The following is a 13,207-nucleotide window of genomic DNA, read 5'->3' on the forward strand; positions in this document are numbered from 1 at the left end:
TATACCAAAAAGCCTCCCTTGTTAAACAGGGAGACTGAATCTCTACCATATATGGGCCGGTATTAAAACCGAGTGATCTGCAAGGTATAGATTTACCAACCGCAGGAATAGCGCCAGGCTTTAAAATTACTGTGATTGCAGTTGGAACACGGTTTCGGCGTAACCGACATGTTTGCCGGCATCATTGTATATGTCATGCGTAAAGGATTCTTTCATTTGTTCAATCAACGGTCTGTTGCTGTAGCCGATTTGTACCAAAATGGATTCCACAATCCAGCCCCACTCTTCTTCGGAGCCGTCCAACACCTTAAAGGCAATGCCAAGGCGTTCCTTTTTGAGACCAAAGCAGTACACACCCTTGAACCCGCCCTTGGCCACAATATTCGGATCCTGCAATATAAGGGAATCCACGCGTCCGCTGCCTCCGACCATTTCCGGGTACCGATTCATAGCTTGGGTTATGGTCTTGACCGCTTCCCTTGTGGGTTTATCCACAATCAGATCCGGACAGGCCAGTTTGGCATACGCTGCAGCCATCGCAGATAGCGGCAATGCAAAGACGGGAAATCCGCATCCATCTGTGCCAAGTCTGATCTGCTGCGTTTCAATGCCGCACATCATCGACATGATCTCAATAATCTCCTGCTGCACCGGATGCTCCGGTTCTGCATATCCTTCTAGCGGGTAACCTTTCATTTTACAGTAAGCGAGCACCCCCAGATGTTTGCCGGAACAATTATGGTACAACCGCCGCTTGCTGCCGTTATGACGCAGAACATCCTCTTTACTTTCCTCATTCAATGGAAAACTCGGTGCACAGATCAGTTCCATTTCCGACAGGCCTGTCTTTTGCATGATGCTCTCAAGTACTTCCACATGGTCTGGTTGTGCCAGATGGGAAGCTGTCATAATTGCGATTTCTTTCTCGCTGAGTCCGTAATGGGATACAATGCCTCCACGGATCGCGCTGATCGCCTGAAGCGGTTTGGCAGCCGAACGGGTAAATGTTACAAAATCCGGGTTGCCTGCGGCTGCCGCGATCTCTCCTTGATCATTGACAATGCATATATGTCCATAATGCGCGCATTCCATGATGCCCGCGCGATATTCTTTGACTAGTACCGATTCCATTAACCCATCTCTCCTTTAGCTTATCGCTTATCCATCATACAACTTATTTTAAAGAGTATAAAGACTGCCTTATGGAAGAGAAAGTGAATTGTCAACCTGCAATTATATAACAAATCACTTTTGTAAAGCTTCTAAATGATTCATTTTTGCAAGTAAATAAGCATCTTATTCTACCATCCTATAATTATCACCCATTTACTCCCATTATCATCCTTATTGTTTCATGAGATTCTCTCCCGTTTAAATACGAAGTAAGCAAGACGAACAAGAGACTTCATCTTCAACATATAAGAAAGGGAGGTGATCGTCATGTGGGCAATTATCATCACAATTGTCATGGCCATTATCATTGGTATTATCGGTGACGCGTTGGTGGGACATGAGATGCCGGGTGGTATACTAGGTGCCATGATCGCAGGTTTTGTAGGTGCTTGGGTAGGTGCTTGGCTGTTTGGAGACTGGGGCCCTCATCTCGGAAACTTCGCTGTCATACCCGCGATTCTCGGGACTGCAATTTTCGTATTCCTTCTTGGCCTCATCAGCAAATTGTTTACACGTTCAACCTAATTATAAATAATAACTAAGAACAAGGAGTGATTTCAGATGAATAAAGCAGAAACTGAATATCCAGTACAAAGTGGCAGCACGTTCTTTAAAGGAGCACTCATCGGTGGATTAATCGGGGCAGCAGCAGCATTATTGTTTGCTCCAAAGCCTGGCCGCGAGCTCCGTGGCGATTTATCCGAGAAAATCAGCACCATGACGGATAAGTCCAAAGAAGTCGCTTCCGTCGTTGGTGAAAAAGCCACTGATCTGGCCAAAACGGTATCTTCCAAAACTACAGAGCTGGCCAAATCGGTAAGCGAAGGTAAAAACAACATTATGGAAAGCGTCAAGCAGGCTTCTGCTGACGTGTCGGATGATGCGAAGGATGCTTCCAAGGATATCAAAGATGCTTCAGAAGACGCTTCCCGAGACGTCCGTAAGGAAATGAATAAGACATCTTATTAAATTGGATGAACTAAGGGGACACTGGCAAGTCAAACTTTAGTTCAATCGATACCGATGGACTATTCACAAAAACAGCCAGCTGACCAAGCTGGCTGTTTTTGTGTCAAGACTACTACAATCGGCTGCAATGAATGCCGAAGAAAGCAGGGATGAACCGTGAGCAAAGCGAATCCGTACAACGTGGATGAACATCCATTTGAGCTAAGACACGAGGTTAAGAGGCTTAACAAACGCCTGGATCAGATCGCAGACTCGCTGGAAAAGTCACAAGTTAAGGATATCATCGAGAATTACTCTAACCCCAAAAAAAGAATCATCTCCAACTTCACGTCAGGATTGGCACGCGGTCTCGGCTTATCCCTGGGTACATTCGTCGTTCTGGGCCTTCTCGGTTATATTCTTAGCTTGTTTGTCAGTATGCCGGTCATTGGTGATTACATAGCCAGACTCCAGCATTACATTGATGCCTATAAGTAATAAGCCCAATGCAATTGTACATTCTTATATCGAAAAAGCCTGAAAGACTCTGAAATCTCAGATTCCCTCAGGCTTTTATTATGTGGAGATCATCTTCAGATCTTTGAATTTTTGGTCTTCACGCTGAGCAGATCGCCAGTCCAGCCCTTCCGGTGCATCCACCAATACATCCCGCCGCTAAACAGGAACGTTCCGAGCATGACACCGATAAATCCCCAAGGCGTTTTAATGGCAGGCAAATTATCAAAATTCATGCCCCATATTGCCCCTACCACTGTTGCAGGCGTGAAGATGGCGGTCAGGATCGTCAGTGTCTTCATAATTTCATTACCGCGGAAAGCCGACACTGCATCATCGATGGCGATCAGTGTATCAATCTCGTTTTCGTAATGGCGAAACGCCCGGTCCATACGTTCCATCCGATGCACCAGCTGCATGAAAGAACGGCTTTTTTCCAGCTTGTCCAGATATCCTTCCTTCGAGGCCGCTAAAAACTCCTCGAACGGAGTAAACATATTGCTCCAATACAACAACACAAACCGGGAACTGAGGATTTTGTCCATCAGATTACGTTCGTTATTCATTTCCATAGCGCGCTCAATCTCCCGCAAATTGACTTCAAAGAGATCCAGTCCCAGGTGGAAATAATGCAGAAGAGTCCGGGTGAGCACGAACATGCCTTCAACGGCATGTTGACACTGATGCAGCATCGCTGTCCGTTCTTCCGTTGCCATGATTTCTCTCGTGTTCTGGTCCAAATTAATCGTAACCAGAATATTACTCTGCACAAAAAAATGGAGCCGATCCATATAACCGCTGTCTGTAACTTCATCCTTGATGGAATATGGCAGCGTGCCAAAAATAACGGCATCCACCCCATTCGGGAAGCGAACCGACATATAATTTTCCCCGATCTTCGGAATCACGCTGATCCATTCTTCCATGATCGGGAATTGTTCCTGCAGCTGCTGAAGCATTTCGCAATTTATATCGTTCAAACAAATGTCATACCACTGCCAATGCCCTGCAAACGATAACACGTTGTTCACAGATGCATTCGTGATCTCATTTTGCATCGGTTCCGCTCCTTCCCAATCCAACTTAAAGTTGTAATCTGGATTTCCTTCCACCATAAAAGGACACGCAGCATATTCTCAAGGAGAGAACATGGCGTGTCCTTACGAACTTCCAGTCATGAGCACAAAACAAACGGGAAGCTTGTCCTTCATATGGATGAATTAGACATAATTTCTTTGAGTTTTTCAGTTGCTCTCTTCTGAATTCTTGATACGCTCATCTGCGAAACACCCAGCTTTTGCGCAATGGAACGCTGCGACTCCCCATCCTGAAAAGCAAGCAGAAGCACTTTTTGCTCCTGTTCTTTCAATTGGCTGAGGGCCTGCTGCAGATCCATTCTTTTCTCTACAGAGTCGTAATCATTGACATCAGAGCTGATCAATTCACCAAGCGTTGCTCCTGTCTCTTCCTGCGAGAGAGGAGAATCCAGAGAAACATAGTGATAGCATTCGCGTCCGGCGAGTACTTCTACCGTCTCTTCAGCGGATAGATCAAGGAATGCAGCAATTTCATTCACATTCGGAGAACGTTCAAGCTTTACCGTCAGCTCATCGATGGCATGCTGAACTAGAGCTCCTTTTTCCTTAATCCGCCGCGGAACCTGGATGTACCAGGATTTATCGCGGAGGAAATTTTTCATGTGGCCAATCATGCTTTTCATGGCATAAGGCTCGAAAGGAATGCCAAGGCTGATATCGTACTGCTGAAGCAAACGAATCAGCGCCATTTGGCCAACCTGATATAAATCCTCGTACAAATCCGGGCGGTTGCGGGCAATTTTGCCGGCAGCCATTTTCACCATGGGCTCATATTTTTTTATTAGAACGGTAGCGATTTCGTTATCTTTGGTCTGCTGGTATTCCCAGATCAGACCAACAGCCTCGCTCATGGACTCAGGGGGAGTCACGTTTTCGTTCATACTTTCTCCTCACTTCTCATGAGGCGTTTCGTCATAACAACTTTGGTTCCACGCCCTGTCTCATTCTTGATGTTAACCTCATCCATGAGAGCTTCCATCAAATAGAAACCAAGCCCGCCTATTTCTACATCATGCAGATCTTTATCATGCAGAGTTACGCTGTTGCTGCTCTGAGTAACTCTTTCAAAACTTTCCCCTTCGTCCGAAACCGTAATGGACAATAAATCTTGGTTCACTTCAAAAACAACTTCAACCATACCGTCCTGTTGATTATAAGCGTAAAGCACTGAGTTATTGCATGCTTCCGATACGGCTACCTTCATATCCTCAATGTCCTCATACGAAAAGCCCATTTTCGAGGCAATTCCATATAAATTCAATCTAACAATATCTACATAATCCGCTTGGGCTGGTAGAGTAATAACGACTCTTTGCACTTCAGCATTCATACTTTCTTCGATCCTTTCCTATTGGGAATTCTCATTAGGGCTGAAAAACTTAGCAATACCCGTCATGTCGAACAGCTTCTGAATTTGAGTAGGAACCTCTACCACAACAAACCGGGCATTCATCCCGTGTCTGGCTTTCAGGATAGACAGCAGGATACCGATACCAGTGCTATCGATATATTTCAAATCCCTCATGTTGATCAACAAATCAAGATCAGAATCCCCTACAAGTGGTTCCATGACAAGCCTGAAATCAGGAGCAACCGATAAATCCAGTTCTCCGCTTAAATAAACGGTGCAAGATCCTTCATTCCGCTCAGTTGTTGCATTGAATTTCTCATTTTTATTTGTATTCATAGACACTCTCTCCCGAAAATTGTTTTCTTTATCAAATAACCCCGAATGCATCAGCTTGAATCACCACACGTCCTAATATTGCGAGGTAATTATTTCCTAGGCATGATTGATCCTCATATCTGGCGACTGCATGGCTTCACGAGACATCGGAATGGGATAACGTGTCAACACCTGCTTGACGCTGCTCATCTTGACGGGCTTGCTGATATAGTCGTCCATCCCCGCTTCCTCGCAGCGTTCCTGGATCCCTTCCATCACATTAGCTGTCATTGCGATGATGACCGGTTTGTGGTTAGAATTCTGCTGCTGCTGACGAATGAGCTCTGTAGCCTCAAGCCCGTCCATTACAGGCATCTGCAGATCCATAAATATAAAGCGATAGCCGGGATTAGACTGCGCCTTCTCAACGGCCTGCTGTCCATCCTCAGCTACATCGGCTTTCAGCCCAAGCTTGCCCAGCATGCTCACCATCAGCTTCTGGTTCACTGGATGATCATCTACCACCAGAATATCAGTCGGAGCATTCTGATCCCGGTCTACATGGAGGCGGAGTTCATCACAACGGCCACTCATGTTCTCATCCTGTTGCGGCTTTTTTACGATTATATTGAAAATGAACGTGGCTCCCTTTTCTTCCGAAGACTCCACGTTGATATCTCCACCCATCATTTCGACAAGTGATTTACAAATGGCAAGACCCAGTCCGGTCCCACCATACTTGCGGGTCATTGAAGAATCCAGCTGGGAGAAGGGCTTGAAGAGACGGTCCATTTTTTCTGCGGAAATGCCGATACCGGTATCCTTAACGGCGAATTCGATGTTAATTGAATCGCCTCCCGTTTGTTCCTTGGGAGAAATCATGAGGTACACACCGCCCTGATGCGTGAATTTCACCGCATTGGCGATCAGGTTAATCAGCACCTGGCGCAGCCTTGCCATATCCCCAAAGACCACATGAGGAATATGCTCATCAATGAAATACACAAGCTCCAGGTTCTTTTTGCCGGCCTCGACCGAAAAAAGACTAAATACCTCCTGAATGCAGTTCTGAAGATCAAAAGGATGCTCCTCAAGCTCCATTTTTCCAGATTCCATCTTGGTGAAATCCAGAATATCGTTAATCACTGTCACAAGTGCATCGGCACTTCTGCGGATAATCTCGGAGTATTCCTTTTGCTCTTCCTTCAGATCCGTCTCCATCAGCAGGTCCACCATACCAATGACGCCATTCATCGGCGTACGGATTTCATGGCTCATCATCGCCAGAAATTCCGTCTTGGCTTTGGCTGCGATCTCCGCAGCCTCCTTGGCTTTGACCAGCTCATGGTTGATCTTCTCCAGTTCTTGCGTCTTCTGCTGAAGCAGCATCGTCTGAGTTTTATGCTTTTTGTTAGTCAGGTACATTTCGACGAAGCCTTCAATTTTTGATTTCAGAATCTGAGGAATAAAAGGTTTTACCATATAGTCAATGGCACCTGCGGAATATCCTGCGAACAGATGCTCCGCTTCCTTGCTGTTTGCCGAAATAAAAATAATCGGAATGTCCTTCGTCTTGTCCCTTGCCTTAATTAGTTTGGCCGTTTCAATCCCATCCATGCCTGGCATTTGCACATCCAGGATAATAACGGCAAACTCATCTTTCAGGAGGCAGCGTAGCGCTTCTTCACCCGACGTTGCCTTCACCAGATTGTACTGCTCACTCTCCAGCACGGCTTCCAGGGCAAGCAAATTCTCAGGACGGTCATCTACCAACAATATATGAATCGGTTCTTCAACCCCCATGGAATCCTCCCATTACTCTATTTAATCTTCCGGTATATTTTCTCCACACGGTCCAGCGGTTCGTAGCAATCACTGTATTCCGTAAATTGAATGGATTCTTTCGATCCGAGAACCAAAATACCGAAACGGCTTAAACTTTCATGAAACAGCCCATGAACTTGGTCTCGAAGCGTGTCGTTAAAATAAATCATAACGTTCCGGCAAAAAATGACGTTGAATTCATTAAAGGAACGGTCCGTTGCCAGATTATGCTCAGCGAAAATTATATTTTTTTGCAAAAACGGTTTGAAAATCACCGAATTATATTTAGCCGTATAATATTCTGAAAAGGAGCGGGTCCCCCCCGCTTCGATATAATTTTTAGTGTACAGCTTCATTTTTTCAATCCCGAATATCCCCTGTTTGGCAGTCTCCAGCGAGCGGTCACTCATGTCCGTCGCATAGATCCTCGACTTCTCGTAAAGCCCCTCCTCATGCAGCAGAATAGCCATGGAATAGACTTCTTCACCTGTCGAGCAGCCTGCATGCCAAATCCTAATGTACGGATAGGTGCGAAGCAGTGGGACGATTTTCTTGCGAAAAGTATGAAACAGTCCAGGATCTCTAAACATTTCCGTCACAGGTATCGAAAGATTATGAACCATACGTTCAAAAACCGGTCTCTGATGGAGCACTTTTTCCTGCAGCGCAGAAATATTTTTCAAATTTTCCGAATGGATAAAGTGCCATATTCGCCGCCGTAGGGAAGGAAGCGCATAGTTTCGAAAGTCATAGCCGTAAAGCCGATGCACGCCTTCAAGTAGCAGTTCGAGTTCGATATCTTCTCGCTCTCGGTCCCCGGTTTCAGGTAATCTGTCGTCATAATCATCTGATATGCAAAAATCCATCCAAGTTCCTCCTGGTTTTGTTTCCTGTTACGGATATAACGTTCAAAATTCTGTTTTTTGATATCACATTATCTATTACCCAAAAATCAGGTTTACGAATACAACCATACGCGCATTAAAGAAAGAAGCTGTTCAGTTTGAATCGGTTTTTTGACATAATCCGAGGCTCCGGCTTCAATGCACTTCGAGCGGTCTTCCTTCATGGCTTTGGCCGTCAGCGCGATAATTGGAAGCTTGTGGAATTCCGGGTTCTGACGGATCAGGCGCATAGCCTCGTACCCATCCATTTCCGGCATCATCATATCCATCAAGACGAGGTCAAAGCTTTTGCCGCTGTTCAGAATTTCAATGGCCTCACGGCCGTTTTCCGCAAATGTCACATCCATATCATAGCCTTCCAGCACACTCGAAAGCGCAAAGACATTACGGATGTCGTCATCGACAAGCAAGATCCGTTTGCCTTCAAACAGGACTTCCTTGTTATGCAGTTTTTGCAGAATCTTGCGTTTATCCTCAGGCAAATTCGCTTCTACCCGGTGCAGGAATAACGTCGTTTCATCCAGCAGGCGTTCTGGCGATTTCACATCTTTGATAATGATGGATTCGGCATATTTGCGCAGCATGGTCTCCTCTTTACTGTTCAGATCCTTGCCGGTATAAATAATAATCGGTAGATCCTCCAGCTCTTCATCCTGCTGAATTTGATCCAAAAGCTCAAACCCGGTCATATCACTCAGCATTAAATCCAGTACCATGCTGTCATACCGCTGATTCCGCAGTTCATTCAGTGCATCCCTTCCGGTAGAAACCGCCGTGATCGCAACGTCATCATGATCAATCAGTTCAATGATCGAGCGCCGCTGTATTTCATCATCCTCGACGATCAGAAGGTGCTTAACCGAATTGTCTGTATACGATTCAATATGAGTAAATGCCCTTTCCAGCGAAGTCTTGGAGGAGGGTTTTTTCAGATAGGCAATAGCCCCCATCTTCAATCCCTGCTTAACCTCATCCACCACTGAAACAATGTGAACCGGTATGTGACGCGTAGCCGATTGGCTCTTGAGTTCTCCAAGAATCGACCAGCCGTCCATAACCGGCAGCTGAATGTCCAGGATAATCGCATCCGGCAAGTAAGATTGAGCCATTTTCAGGCCGACATCCCCCTGCATGGCTACGAGTCCCTTGAAGCCCCGTCCTCTGGCCATATCTAACAGAATATTAGCGAAATTGATATCATCCTCAATAATGAGGAGCATCTTATCTTTTTCGCCAATACGGTTCCGGTCATCTTCCATGAGAACCGCAGCTTCAGTCTCGGTTTTATCAGCTTTACTTTTCGTCGCTGGTTTATTGTCCGTATCATTCTGGATCAGCAGCTCTGAAGAGACTGCGGCCTCGGCATGTGCAATCTCGGTGGCTTCAGCCGATGTTTCAGGCAGATACAGCGTAAAGCAGCTGCCTTCTCCTTCTACCGATTGAAGCTGTATTCCGCCTCCAAGCAAGCGAGCCAGCTCGCGGCTAATGGAGAGTCCAAGCCCTGTACCGCCATATTTACGACTTGTGGTACCATCCACCTGCTGGAAGGCTTCGAAAATAAGATCGGTCTTATCCTTCGGAATGCCAATGCCGGTATCCTTGACGGCCAAAGCAAGATAGGATTTTTCCGGATTTAAATACGAAGGCAGTTTGCTGGATTCAGCACGTTTGACGCTAAAGGATACCGAACCCTTCGTAGTAAATTTAAAGGCGTTCGACAGGAGGTTACGAATAATTTGCTTCACTCTGTATCCGTCCGTCACAATCGATTCCGGCAGATCCGCTTCATAATTAACCTTCAAACCAACCTGCTTCTTGTTAGCCATCGGCATAAAGTTCTGATGAACGAAACCTTTCCAATCCTTGATAAGGATATCTTCTCGGTTGATTTCCATTTTGCCTGCATCGACCTTGGAAAGATCCAGAATCTCATCAATCATCTTAAGCAGATCCGCACCAGACATATATATCGTATGGGCGTATTCCTTCTGCTTGTCGTTCAGGTTGCCATCCTTGTTCTCTGACAGCAGCTGCGACAGGATGAGTAGGCTGTTCAGCGGAGTACGCAGCTCATGCGACATATTCGCCAGAAATTCCGATTTATACTTGCTGGTCACTGCAAGCTGCATCGCCTGCTGTTCCAGTCTCGATTTGGCATCTTCAACCTCGATGTTCTTTTCTTCAAGCTGCTGCATCTGTTCTTCGAGCGCTCGCGTTTTGGCAATCAACTCGGTGTTGAAATGCTCCAGCTCCTCTTGTTGACGCTGCAGCAAATCCTCGGAGTTTTTCAACGCTTCGGTTTGCTCCTCCAAATTATAGTTCGAACGTCTCAGTTCCTCCTGCTGCGTCTGGAGCTCTTCGGACTGACATTGAAGTTCCTCGGTGAGTGCCTGCGATTCTCGAAGAAGCTCCTCGACCCGCAGCCTGCGGTTGATGTTGTTGATCACGATTCCAAGATTCTGCGCAAGTTGGGCGAACAGCTGCTGCTGCAGCTCCGTAAATGGCTCGAATGAAGCCATCTCAATCACACCTAGCAGTTCCTCTTCGAATACAACCGGATGTATCATCAGATGAGCCGGCTTGGTTTGTCCAAAAGCGGAGGAAACAGACAAATACTCTCCAGGCACCTCAGTCCTAATCGGCTTGCGATCCATCGCACTTTGCCCGATCAGACCTTCTCCGACTTCTATTTTCTCTCTTGTAGCTTGTTCTCCTTCGCCGGCATAAGTACCGTTAAGAATGAGCTTATTCGGATCCTTATCTTCATCATGAATATAGATTGCCCCATACGTTGCTCCCAATACGGGGGTGAATTCACTAATGAAAGCTTGTGATACTTGTTGTCTGGAATTCAGGCCGCGCAGCAGTTCCGTTATGCGGCTCACATTGAAACTCAGCCAATTTTGATCCTTCTGAGCCTGCAGGTAGCTGAGCTCCAGCTGCTGCTTTTCTTCCAGATCCTCGGCCATCTCTTTGAACACAAGGGCTATCTGGCCGATTTCATCCTTCGAGGTTACCTTAATCCGGCGGATCGTTCTGATCCGGCCTTTTCCAAAACTGTTGATCATCATCGATACCACATTGAGACCTTTGGTGATGCTCGGGATAACCCACATAATCACAGCGAGACCCAGCAGTAATCCGGCAATCATAATCGAAGTGGTCACTTGAATCGAACGGTTATAGCTTGCTTTCGCGTTCGTAATCTCACTATCAATCTGCAGATCCTGGAATGAAGCCAGTTCATTCATGCTGTTCAGAGCTTCCATCTGCAGAGACAATCCGCTCGTATTTCGATAAACGTTGGCCTGATCCCACAAGCCTTGAGATGCAAATGCTATTTGCTTCTCTTCATATTTCTTATAGCCTTCCCAGGCACTTTTCACCCGAGTCAGCATTTGCTTCTCTTCCGGGGAATCACTGCTTGCGATCAGCTTGCTTAAATTCAGATCCCCATTCGCTACCATATCCTTGATCTGATCCTTGCTATCATCCAGGGAATTGTCCTGATTGAGCATCTGATTAACCAGCACGCGTGAAATATTGTTCACTTCTGCACGTACGCCGCTGGAGTATCTGACCTTCAAATATCTTTCCTGATAGATCTGGTCAAGCTGCTTATTCATGTAATTTAATCGGTCATAGCCGACCATCGTCAGCGCGACTAAAATAATCATCAACGCGCTAAAACCAATGACCAGCTTGGATTTTAATTTCATTCAGCAGCTTCCCCCTCTTTTAATGAAATCCACACCAGGCATTTATCGTCCTCTCGTTCCTGGGTGCCATTATCCTCAAAAAATGCCTTGAACATTTTATCTTCATCCCACTGGTGGGAGTCCTTAAGATGACTGACCAGAAAATCAACCTGATCTTCATGCTCTCCTTGAACGAGCTCCAGCAGCCCGTCCGTATAGAGCGCAATATGCCCTGCTCCTTCGTAATAAATCGTCTGGGGCTCGATGTCCATCTTATCAAACAGACCTACCGGGCAGCAGGCCTTGTCCAGCATCACCATTTTCTCATGATCCTGGAAAAAGAGCGCCGGAGGATGTCCTGCATTAACATAGTCAATTCTCTTCACCACCGTGTCCACGACCAAATAAATCGCCGTAAAGTAATACTGGACAAGCTGATTCTCGATGTAGAGTTGATTGAACCTGCGGTTTAGTTCCTGAATAACCTTCTCAGGTTCAACATAGGTCGTAACGGTATCCTTCAGTACCGATGCAATGAACATCGTAAAAAGAGATGAAGAGATTCCGTGTCCCATCATATCCAGCAGTAAGACACCATAGCGTCCTCCCCCCAGAGGATACCAGGCGTACAGATCCCCGGCGAGCTCAGCTGATGGCTGGTAAATGGCATGCACTTCAAATGTTTCATCTTCAATGGCCGGGCTGAGCACTGCATTCTGGACAAGCGCAGCCAGCTTCAGTTCGTCCTGAATGCGCTGATCTCGTTCCTTATGCCAATCATTCTCCTGCTTCAGCCGTAGAGCCAATCGAATTCTGGCCATCAGCTCCACTTTATTAATTGGTTTCGTGACATAGTCAACGGCTCCGGCGTCCAGTGCTTCGGCCAATTTCTTGGAGTCTCCTACTGCCGTAACCATAATAATAGGAATGTCCTTGAGATGTTCATAGTGCTGAATTAGACGGCATGCTTCAATTCCATCCATTTCAGGCATCATCATATCAAGCAGAATCAGATCAATGTTAATATGCTTTCCCGGTTTGGGTTCGCTAGCATAGCCTTCGACACCCAGCACTTCAAACATTCCTCTGGCGGACGAGGCTGTATCTATATCCCGGTAGTTTTCCTTTTTTAGAATTTCCCGAATTATAATGACATTTGTCGGATTGTCATCCACGATTAATATTCTCATAACACTCTCCTTAATATGAATTTGAGTTTTATGAAATCTCTCTCCCTATACTATATAACATATAAGATCGACTTTTCAGCCTCAAACTCTAATTAGTAGTTGGAACATCGTACATGAAATGCCACCTGTTCCAAAAACATAGATAAGGAATGGGACCCATATGTCCCATTCCTTATCTATGTTTTTGCTC

The 13,207-nt window shown here is 45.9% G+C and carries 12 protein-coding genes; 3 read left to right on the plus strand and 9 right to left on the minus strand.

The window, feature by feature from the left end; all coding sequences use genetic code 11:
• Positions 1–126 precede the first annotated feature (126 nt).
• On the minus strand, positions 127–1,131 hold the full coding sequence (locus E6W40_RS28355; RefSeq protein WP_136608977.1) for an asparaginase: 1,005 nt from the start codon (positions 1,129–1,131) through the stop codon (positions 127–129).
• A gap of 309 nt (positions 1,132–1,440) precedes the next feature.
• Between E6W40_RS28355 and E6W40_RS28360 the strand changes: the two genes are divergently transcribed.
• From E6W40_RS28360 to E6W40_RS28370, 3 genes are all read left to right on the plus strand, one after another.
• Positions 1,441–1,698 carry a GlsB/YeaQ/YmgE family stress response membrane protein gene (locus E6W40_RS28360; RefSeq protein ID WP_136608978.1) on the plus strand — a complete coding sequence of 86 codons (258 nt, stop codon included), beginning with the start codon at positions 1,441–1,443 and terminating at the stop codon, positions 1,696–1,698.
• A gap of 36 nt (positions 1,699–1,734) precedes the next feature.
• A complete protein-coding gene (locus tag E6W40_RS28365) occupies positions 1,735–2,142 on the plus strand; it encodes a YtxH domain-containing protein (protein WP_136608979.1) in 408 nt (135 codons plus the stop codon).
• Positions 2,143–2,298: 156 nt separating this feature from the next.
• Complete coding sequence (locus E6W40_RS28370; protein WP_136608980.1) at positions 2,299–2,619, plus strand: DUF5665 domain-containing protein; 321 nt, start codon at positions 2,299–2,301, stop codon at positions 2,617–2,619.
• A 95-nt stretch (positions 2,620–2,714) separates the two neighbouring features.
• Here E6W40_RS28370 and E6W40_RS28375 read toward each other — a convergent pair whose 3' ends face one another.
• From E6W40_RS28375 to E6W40_RS28410, 8 genes are all read right to left on the minus strand, one after another.
• Positions 2,715–3,695, minus strand: a complete 981-nt coding sequence (locus E6W40_RS28375) for a magnesium transporter CorA family protein (RefSeq protein WP_136608981.1) — start codon at positions 3,693–3,695, stop codon at positions 2,715–2,717.
• Positions 3,696–3,844: 149 nt separating this feature from the next.
• Positions 3,845–4,615 carry a sigma-70 family RNA polymerase sigma factor gene (locus E6W40_RS28380; RefSeq protein WP_136608982.1) on the minus strand — a complete coding sequence of 257 codons (771 nt, stop codon included), beginning with the start codon at positions 4,613–4,615 and terminating at the stop codon, positions 3,845–3,847.
• Entirely contained in the window at positions 4,612–5,064 is a 453-nt protein-coding gene (rsbW, locus tag E6W40_RS28385) for an anti-sigma B factor RsbW (protein WP_136608983.1), read from the minus strand. Before rsbW ends, E6W40_RS28380 begins: the two co-directional genes overlap by 4 nt.
• An 18-nt stretch (positions 5,065–5,082) precedes the next feature.
• A complete protein-coding gene (locus E6W40_RS28390; protein WP_136608984.1) occupies positions 5,083–5,421 on the minus strand; it encodes an STAS domain-containing protein in 339 nt (112 codons plus the stop codon).
• A gap of 96 nt (positions 5,422–5,517) precedes the next feature.
• Positions 5,518–7,203, minus strand: a complete 1,686-nt coding sequence (locus tag E6W40_RS28395) for a response regulator (RefSeq protein ID WP_136608985.1) — start codon at positions 7,201–7,203, stop codon at positions 5,518–5,520.
• A gap of 17 nt (positions 7,204–7,220) precedes the next feature.
• On the minus strand, positions 7,221–8,090 hold the full coding sequence (locus E6W40_RS28400) for a CheR family methyltransferase (protein WP_136608986.1): 870 nt from the start codon (positions 8,088–8,090) through the stop codon (positions 7,221–7,223).
• A gap of 92 nt (positions 8,091–8,182) precedes the next feature.
• Entirely contained in the window at positions 8,183–11,848 is a 3,666-nt protein-coding gene (locus E6W40_RS28405; protein ID WP_136608987.1) for a response regulator, read from the minus strand.
• Positions 11,845–13,017 carry a PP2C family protein-serine/threonine phosphatase gene (locus E6W40_RS28410; RefSeq protein WP_136608988.1) on the minus strand — a complete coding sequence of 391 codons (1,173 nt, stop codon included), beginning with the start codon at positions 13,015–13,017 and terminating at the stop codon, positions 11,845–11,847. The genes E6W40_RS28405 and E6W40_RS28410 overlap by 4 nt, the downstream gene beginning before the upstream one ends.
• Positions 13,018–13,207: the final 190 nt, after the last annotated feature.

Source organism: Paenibacillus dokdonensis, from assembly GCF_004916975.1.
Lineage (GTDB): Bacteria > Bacillota > Bacilli > Paenibacillales > Paenibacillaceae > Paenibacillus_AQ > Paenibacillus_AQ dokdonensis.

Bases quoted from the DNA above. Each gene is read 5' to 3' on its own strand.
- E6W40_RS28355 (WP_136608977.1), bottom strand. From the start codon at position 1,131: ATGGAATCGGTACTAGTCAAAGAATATCGCGCGGGCATCATGGAATGC.
- E6W40_RS28360 (WP_136608978.1), top strand. From the start codon at position 1,441: ATGTGGGCAATTATCATCACAATTGTCATGGCCATTATCATTGGTATT.
- E6W40_RS28365 (WP_136608979.1), top strand. From the start codon at position 1,735: ATGAATAAAGCAGAAACTGAATATCCAGTACAAAGTGGCAGCACGTTC.
- E6W40_RS28375 (WP_136608981.1), bottom strand. From the start codon at position 3,695: ATGCAAAATGAGATCACGAATGCATCTGTGAACAACGTGTTATCGTTT.
- E6W40_RS28380 (WP_136608982.1), bottom strand. From the start codon at position 4,615: ATGAACGAAAACGTGACTCCCCCTGAGTCCATGAGCGAGGCTGTTGGT.
- rsbW (WP_136608983.1), bottom strand. From the start codon at position 5,064: ATGAATGCTGAAGTGCAAAGAGTCGTTATTACTCTACCAGCCCAAGCG.
- E6W40_RS28390 (WP_136608984.1), bottom strand. From the start codon at position 5,421: ATGAATACAAATAAAAATGAGAAATTCAATGCAACAACTGAGCGGAAT.
- E6W40_RS28395 (WP_136608985.1), bottom strand. From the start codon at position 7,203: ATGGGGGTTGAAGAACCGATTCATATATTGTTGGTAGATGACCGTCCT.
- E6W40_RS28400 (WP_136608986.1), bottom strand. From the start codon at position 8,090: ATGGATTTTTGCATATCAGATGATTATGACGACAGATTACCTGAAACC.
- E6W40_RS28405 (WP_136608987.1), bottom strand. From the start codon at position 11,848: ATGAAATTAAAATCCAAGCTGGTCATTGGTTTTAGCGCGTTGATGATT.
- E6W40_RS28410 (WP_136608988.1), bottom strand. From the start codon at position 13,017: ATGAGAATATTAATCGTGGATGACAATCCGACAAATGTCATTATAATT.